The organism is Spiroplasma endosymbiont of Seladonia tumulorum, assembly GCF_964020235.1.
Classification (GTDB): domain Bacteria; phylum Bacillota_I; class Bacilli_A; order Mycoplasmatales; family Mycoplasmataceae; genus Spiroplasma.
This window is the reverse complement of the sequence record NZ_OZ026545.1, coordinates 1,438,254-1,460,799: the sequence shown is the minus strand read 5'-3', so window position 1 is coordinate 1,460,799 and position 22,546 is coordinate 1,438,254. Positions and strand designations below refer to the sequence as shown.

Sequence of the window (22,546 nt, the reverse complement as noted above, 5' to 3'; positions counted from 1 at the left end):
ACCCTTTTATCTTATTATTTTAACTTGTAAACATCATAACACAAAAAACTAAGAAGAAAAAAACAACAAATAAAAATAACAGTGCTTTAATCTGTTATTTCAAAAACAATTCCGGTTAAATTATCAGTTGATAGATTTTCTAATGCCCGATCAATTAAAATTTTAACCTTATCGTTTAATTTATTTGCTGATTTTAATGTTTCAATTAAATCAATTTCATCAACATAATCATGAATTCCATCAGTGGTTAATAAATACTGTCCTTTAATATCTTCAATAACATAAGTATCAATTTTTAAATTCTTTGTTGGTCCTAAAGCACTTGTTAATACTTTTCAAAAAGTATGCATATTATATTGTTTTTTATATTGACCTTGAAATTCTAATTCTTGTTTTTCTCGATATTCTGTTGAATTTTCCATATTTTGGTCAGTAGTAATTTGATAAATTTTATCATGATGTAATTTATATAACCGTGAGTCACCAATATTAATAACATATACTTTTCCATTAGCAATTAAGGCAGCAACAACTGTTGTTCCCATATCACTTGTATCAGGATAAATTTGAGCATAAGTAACCATTTCCTGTTGAATTGCTAAAATTGTTTGACGAAACCATTTATTAATTTTTTCATCGGACAAATGATTAAAATTTGTCCGTTTAAAATGTTCCACCAAACTATCAACAGCCATTTTACTGGCAACTTCGCCATGTTGATGACCACCCATCCCATCACAAACAATGGCAATATAATTGTTAAAACTATTATTGGCAAAATCAAAGTAATCTTGATTACTACTACGATAAGCACCAATATCAGTTTTGTATCCAAACCGTATTTGCATAATTATTTTCTAATAATCCCTTCATTTTTAGCTCGTAATTGACCACAAGCAGCATCAATATCGTGCCCAAATTCACGACGAACAATACAATTAATTTTTTGCTGTTGTAAAGTTTCAAAAAATTGATTAATTTTTGTACTGCGTTGATACCCATTTTCTGCAACTGTATTATAAGAAATTAAATTAACATAAGCATTTAATCCTCGAATTAACTTTGCTAATTCTAATGCTGTTTCACAACTATCATTAACATTCTCAATTAAAATATACTCAAAAGTAACACGCCGATTAGTTAACTCAATATAATAACGATCTGCATCCATTAATTTTTCTACTGGATAAGCTTTATTAATTGGCATTAATTGATTACGAATCGTATTATTTGGAGCATGTAATGAAATTGCTAAATTAACTTGGGTCTTTAATTCTGCAAATTGTTTAATTTTTGGAACTAACCCACAAGTAGAAATTGTAATATGGCGCGCACCAATTTGATAACCTTTTGAGTCATTAATAATGATGACAAACTTAAGCGTATTATCAAAATTATCAAATGGTTCGCCAATTCCCATTACAACAACATGGCTTACACGTTAATTTGTTGTTGCTAAATAACGATTAACCATCATAACTTGTTGAACAATTTCGGCAGTTGATAAATTCCGGGTTTTTTTAATAGTCCTGAGGCACAAAAAGTGCGCGCCATATTACAACCAACTTGTGTTGTAACACAAACAGAATTACCATAACTTTGAGGCATTAAAACTGTTTCAATTTTATAACCCTCTGCTAACTGAAACAAAAACTTTACTGTTTCATCTTTTGACTGTTGTTGAACAACAATTTTTAATGGCTCAATCGTATAGTATTTTTGTAATTTATTACGATCAGTTTTAGAAATATTTGTCATTTCATCAAAAAAATATATGTTTTTGACATATATTCAATCAAAGATTTGCTCTGCTAAATACTTCTTAAAACCACCATGCGCAACTAAATCTAATTGTAATTCCTCTTTTGGATATCCAAAAATTGATGTCATTATTTTCCACTCCATTTTTATATATTATAATTTTATCACAAAATATCATTTGTTAAAATAGACAAAAAAACATTAATTAAAAAATTAATGTTTTTTTGATATCTATTTAATTTTAACCCTGTTTTGAATTTAAATTCGCTGTCTCTTTATTATTACGCATTTCAGCTAATAATTCACGCATATACGGTTTAATTACTTCTTGTTCTCCACCATAAATAATTTGAACCGATTGACCACAAATAAGCATTCCGGTGCTGCCACCTAATCCTTTAATTCCATCTTGATTGACAAGTTTACTATCAACAACTGTAATTCGTAAACGTGATGCACATGAGTCAACTGCCGTAATATTATCAGCACCACCTAAAAATTCAATAATTTTACGTGCTTTTTCTCTTTTTGCCGCATCACCCTTTGCTGGTGCTGATGAAGTTGTTTCATTAGTACTTTTTTTGCTTTAAAATCAGCTTTAGTATATAGTTTTGTGATACCATCACGACCAGGAATTTGAACTTTCCCATATTTAATTGCGAAGTAGAAAGCTGCAAAATAAATTCCAATATATGGAATTCCAACTGCAAAAATTCAATAGAAGTTTGTTCCTTTTCCACCAACAAATGGAATAATACCAAAGACAATAAAGTCAATAAATCCACCTGAAACGGTCATTGATGTATGCACATGTAATAATCCCATTAACATAAATGAAATTGCACATAATGGCATATGAACACCATAAAATAACCATGGTGCTACAAATAAGAAAGTAAATTCAATTGGTTCTGTAATTCCTGTTAAGAAGCAAGTAAAGGCTGCTAAAAAGTAAATTCCCATTACTTGTTTTCGATTTTCTTTTGGAACACTAAAGTACATTCCTGCTGCTGGTAATCCAAACATCATAAATGGGAACTTCCCAGTTTGGAATCGTCTTAAATTTAACCCCATATGTAGAACCATTGTAAAGGTAATTTTTGGATCAGCAATAACTTTATACATAATTGTTTGATCACCAACTGCTGCTATTGTTGAAGCATTTAGTTCTGATACTCAACTAGTAATTGCTGCTTGTGCTGCTCCAACTGTAATTGTACTTAAATCAATATTAGCATCAATATAACCAGCTCCTTGTAAATCTTTAAGGAAAGCTATATAACTTAAAGGGTCTTTTGAAACATTAGCGATTAAATCTGCCATACTTCCCCCGGCTTGTGTTCATCATAATGGTGAATAAAACACATGATGTAACCCCAATGGCACTAATGATCGCTCAAAAATCTCAAAGATTAAAGAATCTAACCCTACTGGTAATTTTCCTGAGTTATTTTCAAATCATGCTAGCCCAGTTTCAATTAATGGTCAAATAATCATAAAAATAAAAGCTAATGGAATTACTGCCATAAACATAATAATTGGAACTAATTTTGTCCCACTAAAAAAACTTAACGCTGAAGGTAATTGTGTTTTATGAAAACGATTATAAGCGAAAGCCGCAATCGCTCCAACAAAAATCCCTCCAAAAACACCAGTATTTAATGAATTAATTCCTAAATTAGAAGTTAATAATTTATTTTGAACTGCTCATGTTTGACCAGTGTAAAATAACAAGTTAAATTGATCAGTTACTCGTGCTGAACTAACAATTGTGACAGTAACATTCCCTTTCACTAATTCTTTATAAATATCACTGGTTCTCATTCATTCCAATAATTGTTCACCCGTTAGTAAAGTTGGACTGGCTGATGTTACACCTTCAACAGTTAATCCCATAATTGGTGAAGCACCCCCCTCAATATTAACAACATATTGAATATGAGCATATGCCTCATTTAAAAATGACAACTGAATTGCATTAAAAACTAAAAACCCGACCACTGAAGTCAATGCTGCTACTCCAGCATCCTCCGTATAGGCCATTGCAACAGAAATACAAAATAATACTGGCAAATTGCCAAAGGCAATATCTCCCATTTTATTTAAAAAAATTTCCAAAGTATCAAGCTGCTGAAGCAGGATCAACTTTTGATGAAATAGTCGCACCAACTCCTAAGAAGATTCCAGCAAAATGAGCGTTTTCCAGCATTATCTTCTAAAATTGTTCAAATTTTAATATCTGATATCATTTTTCAAAGTTTATTAAAAATTCATCCAAATTTAGAAAATAAGATTAAGGCGGCTAACGTAATTACCGAAGACTACAATCAAAGTGTTAATAAAAATAAAGACTCTTAATTAAAAGAGTCTTTATTTTGTTCATTTTCAAACATCTCTTTTGTATAGTTAAAAACACTACCATACTTTTGAAGAATATCAGTTACTGCTAAATCAGCTTTAATTTTTCCTGCTGATAAATAGATAACCCGTTCACAAAAACGTTCAATTTCTTCCATATTGTGTGGTACGAGCAATGTTGCTCGTTGATTAATAATATTTTGTTCTAAAAATTGAAAAATAGTTTCTTTAACTGCAATATCTAAGCCAGTTGAAACTTCATCCAAAATTACTAATTGTGGCTGATGAATAACTGACAATAAAATGTTTAATCGCTGTTGCTGACCTCCTGATAATTTAACAATCTTTTTTTAGCAACTTCTGTTAACTGATAAGTGCTAATTAATTGTTTAATTTCATCCTGCTGGAAAGATAACTGAAATACTTTACAATAATATTTAATCATATCCATTATTGTTAACCCAGGTGGATATTGGGAATTTTGAAACTGCATTCCAGTGGTTAAATTTGGTTAATAAATAATTTCACCATTATTAGGCTTTCGCACACCAGCAATAATCTCGCTTAATGTTGTTTTGCCACTTCCATTAGCATTAATTAAACCAATTTTTTCATGTTGATGGATTATTAAATTAACATCTTTTAAAACAAATTTTTGATGGTATTTTTTGCTAATAGCTTTGGCTTCTAAAATAATTGCCATAAAATCCTCCTACTTTAAAGTAATTTTTTCCTTATTTTACCATTAAGGAAAAGATTTTCATTTTAACTTTATCGTAAATAAAGCGTAATTTGCCAAACTATACCATTTTCAAGAAAAAAAATTCCATTTTATACTCTCCAAAGAAGTATTATAATTGATCTTAGGAAAGTAAAATTCTCAATTCCAACAATTTTTGGTATCATAAATATTCATTAACAAGATTTAAAAAGATATATTTTGGGCATAAACCATAATTGTAACAGCAATGAACAATATGACATAAAATAAAAAAATGATATTATTAAATATCATTTTTTTATTTAAAAGTACTAATTTTGATTTGTTGTTTTAAACTTTCCACTAACAATTTGTCAGCAATCCCTTGACTAAATGCTGTCGCTGATCCAGCACAAATACCAGTTAACATTGCTTCTTGATAATCATCTGTTGCTAAATATGCTCCAACAAATCCAGCAACCATTGAATCACCAGCGCCAACTGAATTAATTAATTGTCCTGTTGCAGTATTACCAACATAAACATTTGTTGGAGTAATTAAGATGCTCCCATCCTTACCATTACTAATTAAAACATTCTGTGCCCCTTGTTCTTGCAATCTTTTTCCTAAAGCAACAATTTTTGCTTTTTGAGTAAATTGGTAATTTGTTTCAAATAGTTCATTTAATTCCGCTAAATTTGGTTTAATTAAGAATGGTTTAGCTGATAAAGTTGATAATAAAACATCCTTTGTTGCATCAACAACAAATAAGATTTCATTTTCATCACAGTAAGTACTAATTGTTTGATATAAATCAGATAGACAATTGCGTGGTAATGAACCAGAAATAATTAAACAATCATTTTTGGTTAATTCTGTTTTAAGAATTGTTAACAATGCCATAACATCATCAGCACTAACAGAAAAAGCAAGACCATTTAATTCTGTTTCTTGTTTTATTTCTAAACTTTTAATTTTTATATTAGTTCGGTTTTTACCATTAACTTCATGAAAACAAGCACCAACCTTTTGCTCTATCAAATAATGTTCAAACATTTCCTTATTATCACGCCCCAAAAAGCCTAATGCTGTAGTTGAATATCCTAAATGCTGCAACATTACGGCAACATTAATTCCTTTGCCACCAATTACCTCATACTCACTAATCGCTTTATTAGTTTCTCCTACCTGGAAATTAGGGACTTCAATAACTTGGTCAATTGCGGGATTTAATGTTAATGTATAAATCATTTTTTCGTACTCCTTCCCTTTTTATTTTAGTATTATAAAAACCCAATGAGTTGGGTAGAGTGCACCCATTTTAGTAAGTACTAATAAAAAGTATTTACTTTTTTTAATTATATCTTTTTCTTTACGATTTGAATATCATGTATTTCATTTTATAACATCTTGTATATATTCTTCATGTGAATTATATATTTTATTATGGATTGTAGCTTTCTTAAGTAATGAATGAAAACTTTCTATAACAATATTATCTGCACAGTGGTAATTTTTTCCCATTGAAATTGTAATACCGTTAGATAAACATTTATCGTGATAAATAGTGGATGTATATTGATATCCGTGATCTGAGTGAATTATTATTCCATTCAGATCTTTTTTTATTAATTTTATTTTATTAATTGCATCATTTAAATTATCCATTACTAATTTATTGTCATTATATTTAGATCACTTTACATCAACTATTTCTTTAGTATATCCATCAATAATTGTTGATTGATAATATCTTTCTCCTTTTCAAATTAAATATGTTACATCAGTATATAGTACTGAAAACCTTGTTTTTATATCATTGAATTTACGATTAATTAAATCAGGATATTGCAATAAGCTTTTTTCTTTATTCTGTTTATATTTCATTTTTCTTCTCATTTTTCTTACATATTCAGATTGTATTTGATTATCACGCATAATTCTTAAAACTTTTTTTGAATTATATTTTATACCATAATCTTCCTTTAAATATTTAGTAATTCTTCGATAACCAAATTGTTTTAAATTTTCTTCATAGACTTTTACAATATCATTTATTGCTTTTTTATCTTTTTTGCTACTGTCATAATTTTTATATTTATCTCAATAACTACGTTTTAACCCTGTTACTTCTAGTAATAATTTTATTGAATATTCACAAAAATTTTGTTTAATAAAAGAGACAATTCTTAGTTTGCTTAATTGTAAAAGTCATGGAGCTTTTTTAATAATTCATACCTTGTTTTATAATATTCTAAATTTCTTTTGCCAAAAGAAATTTTAGGTCCTTTAGGATTGTTTAATTTTCCTTTTTTATGATTTGCTCATCAAGATTCTACTGTATTTGCATTTATATTATATTGTTTTGCTACTATTCAACAACTTTTTTGTTTAATTTCCTCAATGATTTTTGTTCTAAATTCTGATGTATATTTGTTATATTTTTGTCCTTTTTTTGTTATATAAAAATGCACCCCCTATAAAAATTTAGCAAAATCTTTTTTTATTTTACTTACTTTTTGGGGTGCACTCTAGGGTTTTTACTTTTTAAATTAAATTGCTAAAGTAATTTTATTGTTTTTAACATCATGTATTCTTCAAAATCCAAGAATCAAGGCACTAATAAAGCTTCCAATAATTAGTGCAATAACTGAAATTAAGACTGCTACTCCAATTGAAGCACCATGATTAGCAATACTAAATCAATTTTTACCATTATCTTGAATTTGCAATAGCGGAAAGACAAAAACCCCTCCGTGCGGTGCTGCTAAGGTTACACCAAAACCACTAACAATTGCGCTAGTAATAGTACTTCCAGCCATAATTGATGGAATTGTTCGTTTTGGGTCAGCAGCAGCAAATGGAATTGCCCCTTCGGTAATAAAACATGCGGCTAAGAAATAGTTAGTATTTCCTTGCTCAACATCTTTTTTTGTTCAATATTTTTTAAACATTCTTGTACATAGGGCTAATGCTAATGGTGGTACCATTCCTGCTAACATTGCACAAGCCATAAAGACTGTTCCCCCATTCGTTGAGCGAATTCCTTCATAAGCTGTTTGTGTAGCATCAATTGTTAAGGTTCCAAACACATAGGCAGCTTTATTAATTGGTCCACCCATATCAGTAGCCATCATTAAACCAATAATAATTCCAATTAAAGCATTTAAATTATAATCAGCAATTGCTTTTAAACCTAAACTTAAACCGTAGTTTAAATATCCTAGTGGGATATTTAAACCAAACATTAAGACTCCTGCTGCTAAAGCTGTTAGAACAGGGATTAATACAATATCACGAACTCCTCGTAGTGATGGGTGGAACCGAGCAAATCCTTTTTGACATCCATATACAGCAAAGGCAACAAGATAAGCACCAATTAAGGCTCCAAAAAATCCTGAGTTAAAGTTTGAAATTGAATCAGGGAATAATCGCCCTCATGTATTTGCTCATCCCGTTTTATTTTCTGCATCATATAACATTCCAGGAGCATTAGCAATTAATCCTGCTGTCATCCCGGGTAATAATCCTTGTGATCCCACAATCGAGTAACATACATAAGCACCTAAAATTGGAACCATCATACCAAAGATTACTTTTCCTAATCCTGAAAATCATGCAGCAATATCACGAGTTACCCCAAAATCTTTTCCTGTTTTACCTGAATCTAATAAGAAACCAATTCCTAAAATAATTCCTCCAGCAACCACAAATGGTAACATTCGTGAAACTCCTCCTAAGAGGTTTTTTGTTACATCTTTAAAGTTTTTTAAACTTAATTCACCAACTTCATGGTTACCACCTTTGCCAATTGTTAAACGTTTACCATTCAAAGCATCTTGAATAACATTAGAGCCATGGTAAATAACATCTTTTGTACTTGTTTCTAAATATGAAACACCCTTAAAACGATCCATTCCCGTAATTTTTTTATCAATCCCAAGAATAATTGCTTTTGCATTAGCAATGTCGGTTGCTGTTAAAACATTTTCATTACCGCTACGCCCTTGCGTTTCAACTTTAATTGTTAAGCCCATTGCCTTTGCTGCTTCTTCCATTTTTTCTTTTGCCATATAAGTATGGGCAATTCCAGTTGGACAAGCTGTAATACCAATAACATCATAGTGACCATCGGTTTTCACTTTATCGTGGTCAGTAACTGGTTTAATAAATGCTTTAAGAATATCAGCAAAAGTTTTTGCCGCACGAATTTGGGTTACAACTTCATTTTTTCCTAAAAAACCAGCTAATTTTGCTAGTGCTTGTAAATGTTGCTCTCCTCCTTGTTCTGGCGTAGTAATCATAAAAATGATATCAACTGGTTTGTTATCTAAACTTTGTCAATTAACTGCCTTTTCTAATGTCATAATTGCAATTGATGGTTTAGTAACACTACTACTTGAACAGTGGGGAATTGCTAAACCATCACCAACCCCCGTTGGACCTTCTGTTTCACGTTTTTCTAAAGCTTTAATTAGCTTTGCTGAATCAGTAACTGTTTCATTGTTAACTAATGCTGTTGCTAATGTTGCAAAGACTTCAGCTTTATCTGTCGCAGAAGTTTTTAAAAAGGTTGTTGCTTCAGTAAAATAATCAATTATTTTCATATTTTTTTATCCTTTGTTCCTTTCTATGAACTTGTAATAATTTCAACTTCCGAACGAGAAGCGAATTTTACTAATGATTTAATGTTAAATTTTGATGAATCAACAAGAATATAACTTTTTGTTGCTCGTTTAATTTAATCATTGCTTCATCTGGGTCGGTCGTATATAAATCCTGACCATTAATCCCATTCACGCCTAAAAAAGCACAATCAATTTGATATTTTTGTAAAATCGTAATGGCTTCTCAACCAATTAATGCTCCTGTTAGGTGTTTATATTTTCCTTCCAAGACATAAACATTATTAAATCCTCCTAAAGCTAATAGTTCTACATGGAAGATTGAATTAGTAATAATTATTAAATCATCTGCTGGTTGTAATAACTTAATTAATGCTAAGGTTAATGAACCAACATCCAAATAAAGACACATTTTTGGTTTAATTTTTTTAACCGCATGGCGAGCAATTAAATATTTTTCTTCTGCATGCTGTTGGATTTTTTCATTTAATTGTTTTTCTATCCGAACCTCATAACTCTTTTGTAATTTAACACCACCACCATGGACTCGTTTTAATAACTCTTGTTGCTCCATTTCCGTTAAATCACGGCGTAATGTTGTTGGTGATAACTGCAATATCTTCTCACCAATTGTAATTATATCTTATTTTTAACCAAAAACAACCAAAAATAACATAAAACAACCAAAAAAAAACCATTACTTTGTAACGGCTTTCTCAGTATAAGCTTCAATAACATCTTGCTCTTTTAAATCATTATAGTTTTTAATTGTTAACCCACATTCAACCCCTGTTTTGGCTTCTTTAATATCATCTTTAACATGTTTTAATGATACCAATTCACCACTATAGACAATAACTCCATCACGTAAAACTCGAACTCGTGATTTTCGTGGAATAATACCATCAGTAACATAACAACCAGCAATAGTTCCAATATCAGAATGACGGAAAATTTGACGTACTTCCGCTTGTCCTAACACTTCTTCGACCATTTCTGGATCTAACATTCCTTCCGCTGCGGCAACTATTTCTTCAGTTAATTTATAAATAATTGTATGCAAACGAATTGCAACACCTTCATCTTCGGCTTTTTTCCGAACATGAGCTGTTGGACGAACATTAAAACCAACAATAAATGCTTGACTAGCTAAACCTAATGTTACATCACTTTCAGAAATTGCCCCAACAGTTGCTCGTAAAACATTAATTCTTACACCTGGAATATTAATTTTTAATAGACTTGCTTTTACCGCTTCAACTGTTCCTTGAGTATCAGCTTTTAAAATAATATTAATTTGTTTTAATTGTCCATCTTTAATTTGGGCTGATAAACTTTCTAACGAGAAATTTTGATTTTTATAACGTTTATTCATTGTATCAATTGTTTTTCGTTTTAAAGCAATTTCACGTGCTAATTTTTCATCTCGAAAAACCAAAAAACGGTCACCAGCATTTGGTACTTCATTTAAACCATGAATCATAACTGGAGTTGATGGTCCTGCTGATTTAATTTTTTTACCACTCTCATCAGATAAATCACGAACATAACCAAAAGTATAACCAACAACTAAGGCATCTTTAATATTCAATGTTCCTGATTGCACCAATAGTGTTGCAACTGGTCCTAAGCCACGATTTAAGTGTGATTCAAGCACTGTTCCTAACGCAAAACGATTTGGATTTGCTTTTAATTCCATTAAATCAACCATTAATAAAATTGTATCTAATAATTCATCAATTCCTTGTTTTTGTTTAGCACTTCCTTTAACATAAGGAGTTGTTCCTCCTCACTCTTCTGGAGTTAATTCTTCTTGTGATAATTGCATTAAAATATTATCTAAATTTACTCCAACTTTATCCATTTTATTAACAAAAACAATAATTGGTACGCCAGCTGCTTTGGCATGATCAATGGCTTCTTTAGTTTGCAACATTACACCATCATCAGCGGCAACAACTAAGACAACAATATCGGTTACTGCACTCCCTCGTGCGCGCATTTGTGTAAAAGCTTCATGTCCAGGAGTATCAACAAAGGTAATCTTTTCACCATGTTTCGTTTTAATTTGATAAGCCCCAATATGTTGTGTAATTCCCCCATGTTCTGTACTTACCACATTAGTATTACGAATGGTATCTAATAGGGTTGTTTTCCCATGATCAACATGGCCCATAATTGTGACAATTGGTGGTCGTTTTTCTAACGAAGCAGGGTCATCATTAACTTCAAAACTTTCAATTAAGTTTTCATGTGTTACTGATTTTTCACGTTTAAAATCTAACCCGAATTCTAAACATAACTCTCCCAATTGATCTTCAGTTAAAAAAGTATTTTGATTTAACATTATCCCCTTACTAAAAAAGTATTTAATAATTTCACTAACGAGTTTATTAATTTTTTGGGCAAACTCAGCAATAGTTAATGCCTCATCATAAACAAAAACTCCTTCGGTAACATGTGCTTCAACCGTTTTTAATTGTGATTGAATCCGATTTCGTTGCTTTTTAGCTAATGTTTTTTTATTTTGTTTGTTATTTTGACTACTCATCTGTCCCTCCTCCTTTTTGAATTTTAAGAATTATTTAATAATGTCAGCAACCGTTGGGCAAGATGTTGGTCACTAATACCAATCATTTTAACATTATTTGTTCCTAAAGCTTGTTGGGTTAAATTGAAATCAAGGCAATTAAAATAAGGGATCTTATAATAAAAACATTTTTGTTGATATTTTTTTGCTTGCGTAGCACCAACATCACTGCTTGTTAATACTAAATAAACAGTTTTTTGTTGAATGGCAGTTAACAAACAAGCCCCTGTGATTAGTTTACCCCCTCGTTTGGCTAGACCAAGATAACTATATCCTTTTTGATCTATCATCGTTAATCTCAACCTTCGCTAATTTTACAATATAACATTTCGTAAAATTGATCGGTTAACTTTGTTTTTAAAGCACGTTCTAACGCGTGACTCTTTTTTGCTTTTTCATAAATCTTTAATGTTGGTCGCAAATAAGCACCGCGTCCATTGGCCTTTCCGGTTGGATCAATAATAATTTCCCCGTTTGATGTCTTAACAATTCGTACCAATTCTTTTTTTGGTAACATTTGTTGTGAAACAACACATTTTCGTAAGGGAATTTTTTTATGATTTGTCATCGATATCTCTCCTAGTTAATTACTTATCTTGATCATAATAATTATCATAGTCGTCATAATTAATTTCATCGTCATCATCATCTTGATTTTCAAATTGTTCACTCTCAAAATAAGAAAGATTGTCTTCAATTTCTTGAATTTCATTTTCTAATACTTTAGGAGTTGATTCTGTTAAATCATCAACATGATAATTTTCTTCATCTAAAATCATTGTTTCTTCAGCCATTTGTTCTTCAATAATTTCAAATTCTTTAACTGGTAAACTGGCTGTTATATCAACAGTATTTGTTTCAACAGTGGCTTTTGGTTTAATTTTATCTTTTAATTTAACTTGTAACGCACTAAGTTCATCAGTTGTTAAATTTCCATTTCATAAAATTTCAACTTGTTTCGTTAACGCTTCACTATAACTCATAATGTTTAGTTTTCATTTTGTTAACTTTGCAACTAATTTTGCGGCACTTCCGCCTTTTCCAATTGCTAATGATAATTGCTCATCAGGAACAACAACGTCAGCTTCTTTTCCTTCATCATTAGTTGTAATTGAAATTACTTTTACGGGGGATAATGAGTTAATAATAAATTGTTGACTATTATCATTATAAATACAAATATCAATTTTTTCATCTTGTAATTCAGCTGTTACTTTATTAATTCGACTGCCCTTGCTACCAACACAAGCACCAATTGGATCAATATTTTCATTTGTACTATAAACAGCAATCTTACTACGACGCCCAGGATCACGAGCAATTGCTTTTACTTCAATTACTTGCTCAAAAATTTCTGGAATCTCACGTTCTAATAAACGATATAAAAAATCATTGCTTGTTCGTGAACCAGTAATTTGTCCTGCATTTTTTGATTTAACAACATCTTCTGCTAAAAAAGTAATTGGTTGGCCAACTTCAAAATGGTCAGAAAAGATCAAATTTTTTCGAGGAATATAAGCAAATGTTCGTTCGACTTCAACTAATAAGTATTTTTCTTCAGCAGCAATAACAACACCTGTCATTAAGTGCCCTTTTTGGATAATATATTCATCAAAAATTGAATCCTTTTCTGCTTCTTTAATTTGTTGTTTAATAATTTGGCCAACTTGGAAAATTGCTAATCGTGAAAATTCTTCTGAATTAACTGGTTCATAAACTTTATCATCAATTGTAATTTGCTCACCATATTTTTCTTTGGCTTCATTTAGACCAATTTCTAATAAATCATCTTCTACTTTTTTAACAACAGTTAATTCTTTTTCAACTTTAATTTGTCCTGTTTTTTGATCAATCTCAACAATAATTGTTGCTTCTGGATCAAAATGTTTTTCATAAGCCTTCCTAATTCCTTCTTTAATTGAATCTAAAATTAAATCACGGCTAATTTGTTTTTCACTAACAATTTCATCAATTGTTGCCAATAATTTTGCACCATCAATCATACTATATAACATTCCTTTCTTAAAATTTAACCGCACAACGCGCAAATTTAATATTTTGATAATTTGTTTGTAAGGTTTTGCGAGCACCTTTAACAAAATAAGTAATAGTAAGATTTTGTTGCTGATCAACCATTGATAATTCACCAGTAACTTCAACTAAATTATTGACTTTTTCGTTAAATTCTAAATAAACATACTCCTTAACATGTTGTTGTAGTTCATTTCAATTTCGTAATGGTCGCTCAGCACCTGGTGTTGAAACCTCTAACAAGTATTCTTCTGAAAATAAATCAAGACTATCAACCAATTCATTAATTTCTTCACTAATAACTGTTAGGTGATCTAAATCAAGCACAGTTGTTTTATCTTCAATTAACACTTGTACAACATTTGTGTCAAACTCTTGTAAATAATTAATTGCAAACAAAGTTAAATTTTGCTTTGCTAAATAATTTTCCAAAGCTGCTTTCAATTTTGTTTCTTGTTGTATAAAATGTTCCATTCATCACCATCCTTTCTTAATCAAACATAACTAAATTTATGGCGTTAAAGAAAGAGCACGATTGTGCTCTTTCTTGACCTATTTTAATTACTTTATTATTATAATACCTTATTAATAAAAATGCAACAAAATTAAGAAGATAAATTAGGAAAGGTAGAATAAAAATAAAGTGTTACATCATATTTTCAGTTCTTTTTTAAGATATCTTTTCCCTATATAAACGACTTGTATTTGTTATAATAAACTTAAGAGAAAGTTATGATTTTTCACTTTACTAACACAATAATTTTTAAAAATAATGCTAAATTCAAAAGGAAAGGAAAGTTAATAATGAAAAGAATATTAATTATTTTAATGTATAAACAACACACAAGGAGTTCAAGTTGCAGGTTGTTTACTAGGGCGTCAATTTTGATTAAAAAATGGGGTAATTTTTAGAATGCTATGATTTCCACCAGTTATAACTGGTTGTTGAAATCAATAAGATTTTGATGATTATTAATAAAAATAACTTTAAAAATAGTTTATTATCACGTCTAATTACAACAATATTAATAATTTTTTTTCACTTTTAATTCATTATAGTTGAAAGATTAATTGGCATTGATTTATTATTAACATTTTAATATTAGTAAGTATCAGTGTAATTGTTAATGTTATGGATTGATATTTACAACTATATATAATTAAAAATGATAAACAAAAATTTTTATTTAAAATAATGAAAAACCGTACCTATTCTCAAAATTTTAGTTCATTGACAGAACAAACTAGTATTGTAGTTAATTTAAAAAGAGAGTGAATTTATTATTGTTCAGTTTTAAGTGTTTATTTTATTCTTATTATGCCTTTATTATTAATATCATTAAATCATTTATCTTTAATTACTAAACTAATGTTAATGATTCTTATTTTTATTTTCTATTTATTATTAAATTTATACAAAGTAAGTTATAATAATCAACACATTATCTTAAAATATAATGAAGAATTAAACAAGAAACAGGAAACGAGTAAAAATTTTATTAAAATAAAAACAAAAAATAAATATGTTCTTAATAAAATTATAAATTTTATTCCACTTTATTTAAGTATTTTCGGATTAATTGCTTACATTGTTATATCTTATCAAACACTACTTTATCTATATAATTATCCTGCTAATGAGATAATTAATCCAATAAATAAAAAATTAATTTTAGTATTTTTTACATCATATAATTATGTTCATATTATTTTATATCATTTTTTAATGCTTCTGTTCTTAACATGAATTATGCAAATAATGACATTTTATTTATTAGATCTTAATACCTTTAATAACAATAAAAAAGATTACTAATAGAGTGCACCCATTTTAGTAAGTACTAATAAAAAGTATTTACTTTTTTTTAATTATATCTTTTTCTTTACGATTTGAATATCATGTATTTCATTTTATAACATCTTGTATATATTCTTCATGTGAATTATATATTTTATTATGGATTGTAGCTTTCTTAAGTAATGAATGAAAACTTTCTATAACAATATTATCTGCACAGTGGTAATTTTTTCCCATTGAAATTGTAATACCGTTAGATAAACATTTATCGTGATAAATAGTGGATGTATATTGATATCCGTGATCTGAGTGAATTATTATTCCATTCAGATCTTTTTTTATTAATTTTATTTTATTAATTGCATCATTTAAATTATCCATTACTAATTTATTGTCATTATATTTAGATCACTTTACATCAACTATTTCTTTAGTATATCCATCAATAATTGTTGATTGATAATATCTTTCTCCTTTTCAAATTAAATATGTTACATCAGTATATAGTACTGAAAACCTTGTTTTTATATCATTGAATTTACGATTAATTAAATCAGGATATTGCAATAAGCTTTTTTCTTTATTCTGTTTATATTTCATTTTTCTTCTCATTTTTCTTACATATTCAGATTGTATTTGATTATCACGCATAATTCTTAAAACTTTTTTTTGAATTATATTTTATACCATAATCTTCCTTTAAATATTTAGTAATTCTTCGATAACCAAATTGTTTTAAATTTTCTTCATAGACTTTTACAATATCATTTATTGCTTTTTTATCTTTTTTGCTACTGTCATAATTTTTATATTTATCTCAATAACTACGTTTTAACCCTGTTACTTCTAGTAATAATTTTATTGAATATTCACAAAAATTTTGTTTAATAAAAGAGACAATTCTTAGTTTGCTTAATTGTAAAAGTCATGGAGCTTTTTTAATAATTCATACCTTGTTTTATAATATTCTAAATTTCTTTTGGCAAAAGAAATTTTAGGTCCTTTAGGATTGTTTAATTTTCCTTTTTTATGATTTGCTCATCAAGATTCTACTGTATTTGCATTTATATTATATTGTTTTGCTACTATTCAACAACTTTTTTGTTTAATTTCCTCAATGATTTTTGTTCTAAATTCTGATGTATATTTGTTATATTTTTGTCCTTTTTTTGCCATATAAAAATGCACCCCCTATAAAAATTTAGCAAAATCTTTTTTTATTTTACTTACTTTTTTGGGTGCACTCTACTAATTCAAATTTGTTGTTTGTTAAATCTTTTTGCTATTTTAAGTTTTATAATAAAATTATGACAAGTAAAAATCATTAATTATAAAAAACTTTAATTAATTGTAAAAATTATGAATATATATTCTTAGCCAAAAAAAGACTGATTTTCAGTCTTTTTTTGGTGATTGTTATTAATTTTAGTTTAAATTATTTTATTCCAATTTTTTTCAATACTTATTAATCAACCTCAAATTCTATTATATGTAAAAATGAATATTTATCATTATCAATCTTAAGGTCTTTGCTACTTGGATTAATAAAGAAACTATATCTAAAACTATTATCATAAAAATTAATTAAACGCGGGATTATATTAAAATCAGTAGTTTCATATAATGCTTTTACAATAAAGGATTTTTCATTTTTAGTTCAACTAATTTTAAAGTTGATACTCGGGGTCCAAACGTACTCAAATAGTTTTAGATGAACATTAAATTTTGAATTAAAATTTTTAAAAATAGAATTAAAAATTCAAGCAAGAGTTTTTAATTCTGATGTTTGTTTTAAACTACCAACCGTTTTAACTACATCATCAAAAATAGTTTGGTCTAGTTTAAAAACAAGACGATAATTATCATAATATGTTTCTAATTTAAAATAATGTCAAAACTACATTACTATTTTTGCAAATTTCTCAAGCTGCAAATCAAAGAGATTTTTTGCCATTAGTATGTTAAAATGTGATTCTAATTCTATCTTAGTTCAACGATTTTTAAATGGTAAATTTTTAATACTAAAATTAAAGACATTAAAGTACGTAAAACCATAAACAATATAATAATTTTCATTTTTTTACTTTATGTATTATGTAAATCTAAGTTCCAAATTTATCTCTTGTTTTTTTGATAATAACACTTTTTAAAATAAATGCAACTATTTTTTTAAAAAAAATAAATTATTTGTTAAATTATTTGTAAATTTATCTTAATTTTAACACACTGAAAAATAGTTTATTAAATTATTCAAATAAACTTATTTAAAATTCTCTGAAAATATCTCTTTTGCCGTTCTTCAATTTAAACAGGGCCGTAGTTTTTCATTTATAATATCAACTACTAAATTTATTTCTTGTTGCGTAACAGGATTAAAATCTGTTCCTTTACCATATCGTTTTCTAAATTCACGGTTCATTCTTTCAATTAAGGGTTTTTGTTTCGGTGAACCTGGGTCACAATAATAAATATTAGAACCAGTAATTTTTTCCATTTCTTCAAACTTACTAAATTCTCTTCCTCTATCTGTTATTATTCCTTTAATTTTTCCAACTAAACCATTAATTTTAACTAATTCTTCAAGTTTTTTTAAACTTCATTAGCAGTATGTTCTTCTAATTTCATTGCAAAATAATTTTTACTATTTTGTTCAACTAATACTAAACAACTAGATTGATGGTCTTTTCCAACTACTGTATCCATTTCAAATCAACCAACCTCTGTTTCTTTTTTTTCAATATCTCATATTGTTTTAAATCTTTCATCTAATTTTCCACGATTATCAGATCTTTTCTTTGTTCTTTTTCTTCTACCAGCATTTAATAAATTTTTCTTTAACAAACCCAAAAGACCTAAATAAATTCATTTATAAAATGTTTTAAGGCAGGCAGGAAATTTGATACCAAACTTTATTAAAAATCGCTGAATAATTTCTGCTGGTGAATCACCCAAAATATTAAATCTTAAATTTAAAAATTCTTGTTGTTCTTCTGTAAATGTAGGTAGTTTTTTAATAGATTTCTTACGCTTTTGTTTATAATCTTTTTGTGCTTCATATAAATTATAATCTTCTATATTTTTAAATCTATTAATTTCTCTTTTAACAGTATTAATATCTCTTCCTGTTTGTCTTGATATTTCAGATAAATTAAGTGTGCCATTTTTCTTTTTGCAACTATCAGATAAAAATAAATCCTTAAATAAACTTCGTTCATCAAATTTTAAATGTGTATAATCTTTCATTACTCTATATTTCCTCCAATTCTTTTTATAAAAAAGTTATACATTAAATTTATAAAAAAGATAAATTTTTACATTTTTTTAAATTTGTAAATTGTAAATGCAAATGTAGCACTTTATTGAAAAAGAATAAAGTGCTTTTTATTTTGTAAAAAATACTTATATTTATTGGATTAATCGTTAGATAATATCTTTTACACTTAATAAAATATGTTTTTTCAGAAAAATCCATCCTTTCTTTTCTTAAAAAATTTTGAATAATTGTTTTATTTAGTTGTTAATTAATTGTTAAATATAATTACTAAAAAATATATTTAATAAACAAAGAATTAAAAAAGATAATGAGATAAAAAAATAAAGATACTATCTAACGATTAATCCAAAATTCAATCTTTAAAACTTAATATTTTTTGATGCTTAAAGATGGATAACTCATCTATGGCACGAAGCCTTAAAGAAAGTGTGAAAGCGATTGGATTTACTACTCCTATTTATTTCTTTAATTCTCGGCAAGATTAATCACTTGCGAAATGTCAGAGCATGTGTTTTTTGGCTTGTTTTCATAAAAAGAGTGTTGTTAAACCGAAAAAAACAATATCGGACACTAAAAAACAAGAGGGTTGGAACTCCAAAAGGTTATTTTCTTTATATAAAGTTGTCTAGGGATGGATGAAGCGTAATTAATAACTGGGTAAACTGTTTTTTGTTTATTTCCGTATGGGGGATAAACTCTATCAAAATATCCTATTCGCCCCCCGCTCACCTTCAAAGTGAAGCGGGCGGCAAAGTAATTAAATACTAAAATAAATTATTTACTAAATATCAAAATATTAACCAATAAAGGAATATTATGTTTTTTTACAGAAAGGAAAATATTTGATGAAAAAATGAAATAAAAAAATTAAAAATAAATTACAAGAATTAATGATACGAGCTTATCCAGTAACGGTAAATGATATTAATGATGAAATTTGAGCAACAAATAAAAAAAATTAAGGAGTATAGATAAATGACAGAATATAAAAGTAAATATATTAATAAAACTTGAAATGAAATAACAACATCATTTGATTGAGTTAATTGTCAACCTATTAATTGTCGTATTTCACATCATAAAAAGCATTATGATTTGCAATGTTTAGAATGAGCCAAAATGTACTTAAATTTATTTAAAGACAAGTGAGATGTTATTGTTTCATATATGCAACATTACAAAATTAACGATATTTTAGATTTAGCATCCGATGGATGAAAAATATTACAAATTGACAAAAAAATAAAACAAATAAATTAAAATATATTATTGCAATTGACCCTGCTGGAATTGGACAAACTGGTATTATTATTTATAATGTTTTGAAAAAGAAAATAATTAATAATATTACTTTTAATTCCAAAAATGAAGAAGAAGCAATAAATAATATTTATTTAATATTAAATCAATTTAAAAATAAAATTTGTTCTTATTTAAATAAAGTTATTGTAATAATTGAAGATTATCAACTTCATAAGGGTTTAAAAATAAAAAATCCATTATCTACTCCTAAATTTATTGGTGGTTTAAAAGTTTTATGCAAATATCTATTTAATTTAAATTATGTTTTACAATCGCCAGTTGTTAAGAAAAATTATATTTATAAAGGAAATATTAAAATGTCAGAGCACGAACACGATGTTTGAAAACATTTACAGTATTTTTTAGTAAAAGGAGTTGATAAAAATGGCACAAACAAAAAGTAATTTACCTAAAAAATCAATAACCAATAAACCTAAAATAAAAAATAAAAAAGTTAATAAATTAGAATTAACTGTTAGATTACATGAAAATCCGATTAAAACTAAAATTAAGGCATTGGTTGCTGGGGGTGTTGAAGTTGATGCTTGTTCGGCTAAATGTCAATGAGACGGATTAAATTACTCAACATTATCAATATATAACCCATCTATTTTAACTGAGTTTTTGAAATTAAGAAAAGATGATGAAATAAAAATTAAAGGCTCAGTATTTAATCAGTTAAATATAAAAACTAAACGCTATTTTTTATCTTTTCGAGTCGATAGTTTCGAAATTATACAAAAAGCGATCAGAAAAAGAACAAATACAAATATTAAAAAATAGGAGGAAAAACGATGGCATTAAAAAATGTAAAATATGTTCTTATTAATGAAAATAATAAACCCACTAAAAACGAAGATGGTAGTTTAGATATTAAAACTGCTGAAATTATTTTAGAAAATACTGCTGAAGTTGAAGAATTTAATGCAAGTAATTTAGAAAATAGTAATCAACAAATCAACGAACTACAAACAAAAAATACTGAATTAACTTCACAAGTTGAACAACAAACAATTCAATTAAAAAAAATTGAAGTAATTGACTTTATTAATTCTTTAACTGATAATGAAGACTTTAAAAATGTTTTATTAAAGTCTTATGATATTACTGATGATATTGAAATCATTAAAACACAATTGCAAAGTGTTTATGATGAATTAATTAAGGTACAAACAGTTAACACTGGCGGCGTACCAAAAGTAGAAAATAAAGAAAACAATATTTTAGATACAGACAATGTATTTAATAAATAGAAAGAAGGAAATAAAATTATGGCACAAAACCCACAAAGAATATTTGGCGATATTGCTAATCAAGCAACACAAAGAGACCGAGAAACATTTGAACAATGATATTTACAAACTTATCAAAAAAAATTTAGTTGAGAAGCTTTATTTGCGTGAAAAGAAGCAAATAAATTTGGTTTAACATATAAAAGAAAGAAAAATATTAAATATAATGAAGGTTTGGGAAAAGATGGACAAGTATTTAATACCGATGATAATCTTCTAAAATATTCAACAGTAGAATTTGAAGATGGAGTTGTTGAATTAGATACAATTTTAACTTTTGCTCGTAAATTAGATCCTATAGAAAATGATTTTAATCCTAATCTTTGGGCTGCCGATATTGAGCAAGCAATGGATACTGAGGTTGCTTATAAACGCAATAAAATTTTAAAAATTATTAATAAAGGAACAGTTACAACTATTCAAGGCCAAAAAGCAGATGATACAAATGCTTTACAAATTCATGATGAAATTATGGATAAAATATATGAAAACGGCTTTACTCCATCAGAAACAATTGTTTTAGGTTCGGCTGATTTTATTCGTGGAATTCGTAATAAATTACAGTTACAACTTGGAGCAAACGACCAAATAAATAGTGTAATCACAACAAGTGGAGCAATGAAAACTGTTGAAGGAACAACATACTATATGGTTTTTAAAAAATTACCAATTATTAATAAAGATGGTTCAGAAGGAACAATTGAATTATTACCAAATGGAGTTAATGCAATTGCCTTTAAGTTTAGCAAAAAATATGACCCTCTTATTTTACGCAAAAAAACCATACTCCGTTAAGAGTTGGTGCTGCTGCGTT

General features: G+C 27.7%; 22 protein-coding genes and 3 pseudogenes. 5 read left to right on the top strand and 20 right to left on the bottom strand.

Going from position 1 to position 22,546, the window contains the following annotated elements; genetic code table 4:
• Positions 1–86: 86 nt before the first annotated feature.
• The 20 genes and pseudogenes from AACL22_RS09305 to AACL22_RS09205 all read right to left on the bottom strand — a co-directional run bounded on the left by AACL22_RS09305 (position 87) and on the right by AACL22_RS09205 (position 19,107).
• Positions 87–848 carry a PP2C family protein-serine/threonine phosphatase gene (locus AACL22_RS09305; RefSeq protein ID WP_338991655.1) on the bottom strand — a complete coding sequence of 254 codons (762 nt, stop codon included), beginning with the start codon at positions 846–848 and terminating at the stop codon, positions 87–89.
• 2 nt (positions 849–850) lie between these two features.
• Positions 851–1,890, bottom strand: a pseudogene (gene rlmN / locus AACL22_RS13880) (23S rRNA (adenine(2503)-C(2))-methyltransferase RlmN).
• Positions 1,891–2,002: 112 nt separating this feature from the next.
• The gene (locus tag AACL22_RS09290; RefSeq protein ID WP_338991647.1) at positions 2,003–2,137 is read right to left on the bottom strand and encodes a hypothetical protein; all 135 of its coding nucleotides are present in this window, start codon (positions 2,135–2,137) and stop codon (positions 2,003–2,005) included.
• Positions 2,138–2,158: 21 nt separating this feature from the next.
• Positions 2,159–2,239, bottom strand: a pseudogene (locus tag AACL22_RS09285) (PTS transporter subunit EIIB); the annotation flags it as partial.
• A 14-nt stretch (positions 2,240–2,253) separates the two neighbouring features.
• Positions 2,254–3,879 (bottom strand): PTS transporter subunit EIIC, encoded by a 1,626-nt coding sequence (locus AACL22_RS09280; protein ID WP_338991645.1) that lies wholly within the window; start codon positions 3,877–3,879, stop codon positions 2,254–2,256.
• 236 nt (positions 3,880–4,115) lie between these two features.
• Entirely contained in the window at positions 4,116–4,421 is a 306-nt protein-coding gene (locus AACL22_RS09275; RefSeq protein ID WP_338993058.1) for a hypothetical protein, read from the bottom strand.
• 209 nt (positions 4,422–4,630) lie between these two features.
• The gene (locus AACL22_RS09270; protein WP_338991643.1) at positions 4,631–4,822 is read right to left on the bottom strand and encodes an ATP-binding cassette domain-containing protein; all 192 of its coding nucleotides are present in this window, start codon (positions 4,820–4,822) and stop codon (positions 4,631–4,633) included.
• A 316-nt stretch (positions 4,823–5,138) separates the two neighbouring features.
• Entirely contained in the window at positions 5,139–6,071 is a 933-nt protein-coding gene (gene pfkB / locus AACL22_RS09265) for a 1-phosphofructokinase (RefSeq protein WP_338991641.1), read from the bottom strand.
• A 21-nt stretch (positions 6,072–6,092) separates the two neighbouring features.
• On the bottom strand, positions 6,093–6,878 hold the full coding sequence (locus AACL22_RS09260; protein WP_338993057.1) for an IS3 family transposase: 786 nt from the start codon (positions 6,876–6,878) through the stop codon (positions 6,093–6,095).
• 140 nt (positions 6,879–7,018) lie between these two features.
• Positions 7,019–7,294 carry a hypothetical protein gene (locus tag AACL22_RS09255; RefSeq protein ID WP_338991640.1) on the bottom strand — a complete coding sequence of 92 codons (276 nt, stop codon included), beginning with the start codon at positions 7,292–7,294 and terminating at the stop codon, positions 7,019–7,021.
• Between the two features lie 78 nt (positions 7,295–7,372).
• Entirely contained in the window at positions 7,373–9,427 is a 2,055-nt protein-coding gene (locus AACL22_RS09250; protein ID WP_338991638.1) for a fructose-specific PTS transporter subunit EIIC, read from the bottom strand.
• A 70-nt stretch (positions 9,428–9,497) separates the two neighbouring features.
• Positions 9,498–10,061: a DeoR/GlpR family DNA-binding transcription regulator gene (locus AACL22_RS09245; RefSeq protein WP_338991635.1), complete on the bottom strand. Its 564-nt coding sequence runs from the start codon at positions 10,059–10,061 to the stop codon at positions 9,498–9,500.
• An 81-nt stretch (positions 10,062–10,142) separates the two neighbouring features.
• Entirely contained in the window at positions 10,143–11,996 is a 1,854-nt protein-coding gene (infB, locus tag AACL22_RS09240; protein ID WP_338991632.1) for a translation initiation factor IF-2, read from the bottom strand.
• Between the two features lie 23 nt (positions 11,997–12,019).
• Complete coding sequence (locus tag AACL22_RS09235; protein ID WP_338991629.1) at positions 12,020–12,325, bottom strand: 50S ribosomal protein L7ae-like protein; 306 nt, start codon at positions 12,323–12,325, stop codon at positions 12,020–12,022.
• 2 nt (positions 12,326–12,327) lie between these two features.
• Positions 12,328–12,603, bottom strand: coding sequence for an RNase P modulator RnpM (rnpM, locus tag AACL22_RS09230; RefSeq protein ID WP_338991626.1), 276 nt, complete (start codon positions 12,601–12,603; stop codon positions 12,328–12,330).
• A gap of 19 nt (positions 12,604–12,622) precedes the next feature.
• On the bottom strand, positions 12,623–14,038 hold the full coding sequence (nusA, locus tag AACL22_RS09225; protein ID WP_338991623.1) for a transcription termination factor NusA: 1,416 nt from the start codon (positions 14,036–14,038) through the stop codon (positions 12,623–12,625).
• Positions 14,039–14,057: 19 nt separating this feature from the next.
• Entirely contained in the window at positions 14,058–14,540 is a 483-nt protein-coding gene (locus AACL22_RS09220) for a ribosome maturation factor RimP (protein WP_338991620.1), read from the bottom strand.
• A gap of 1,381 nt (positions 14,541–15,921) precedes the next feature.
• Entirely contained in the window at positions 15,922–16,515 is a 594-nt protein-coding gene (locus AACL22_RS09215) for a DDE-type integrase/transposase/recombinase (RefSeq protein ID WP_338991618.1), read from the bottom strand.
• A gap of 261 nt (positions 16,516–16,776) precedes the next feature.
• Positions 16,777–17,040 (bottom strand): hypothetical protein, encoded by a 264-nt coding sequence (locus tag AACL22_RS09210; RefSeq protein ID WP_338988774.1) that lies wholly within the window; start codon positions 17,038–17,040, stop codon positions 16,777–16,779.
• 1,084 nt (positions 17,041–18,124) lie between these two features.
• Positions 18,125–19,107, bottom strand: a pseudogene (locus AACL22_RS09205) (IS30 family transposase).
• A 1,006-nt stretch (positions 19,108–20,113) separates the two neighbouring features.
• On the opposite strand from AACL22_RS09205, the gene AACL22_RS09200 reads away from it, so the two are divergent.
• From AACL22_RS09200 to AACL22_RS09180, 5 genes are read left to right on the top strand one after another with little or no spacing between them, the layout of a single operon-like run.
• A complete protein-coding gene (locus AACL22_RS09200; protein WP_338991615.1) occupies positions 20,114–20,398 on the top strand; it encodes a hypothetical protein in 285 nt (94 codons plus the stop codon).
• Entirely contained in the window at positions 20,353–20,844 is a 492-nt protein-coding gene (locus AACL22_RS09195; protein ID WP_338991612.1) for a hypothetical protein, read from the top strand. The genes AACL22_RS09200 and AACL22_RS09195 overlap by 46 nt, the downstream gene beginning before the upstream one ends.
• A complete protein-coding gene (locus AACL22_RS09190; protein WP_338991609.1) occupies positions 20,825–21,223 on the top strand; it encodes a hypothetical protein in 399 nt (132 codons plus the stop codon). Before AACL22_RS09195 ends, AACL22_RS09190 begins: the two co-directional genes overlap by 20 nt.
• An 11-nt stretch (positions 21,224–21,234) precedes the next feature.
• Entirely contained in the window at positions 21,235–21,693 is a 459-nt protein-coding gene (locus tag AACL22_RS09185; protein WP_338991606.1) for a hypothetical protein, read from the top strand.
• An 18-nt stretch (positions 21,694–21,711) separates the two neighbouring features.
• Entirely contained in the window at positions 21,712–22,527 is an 816-nt protein-coding gene (locus tag AACL22_RS09180) for a hypothetical protein (protein ID WP_338991603.1), read from the top strand.
• Positions 22,528–22,546: the final 19 nt, after the last annotated feature.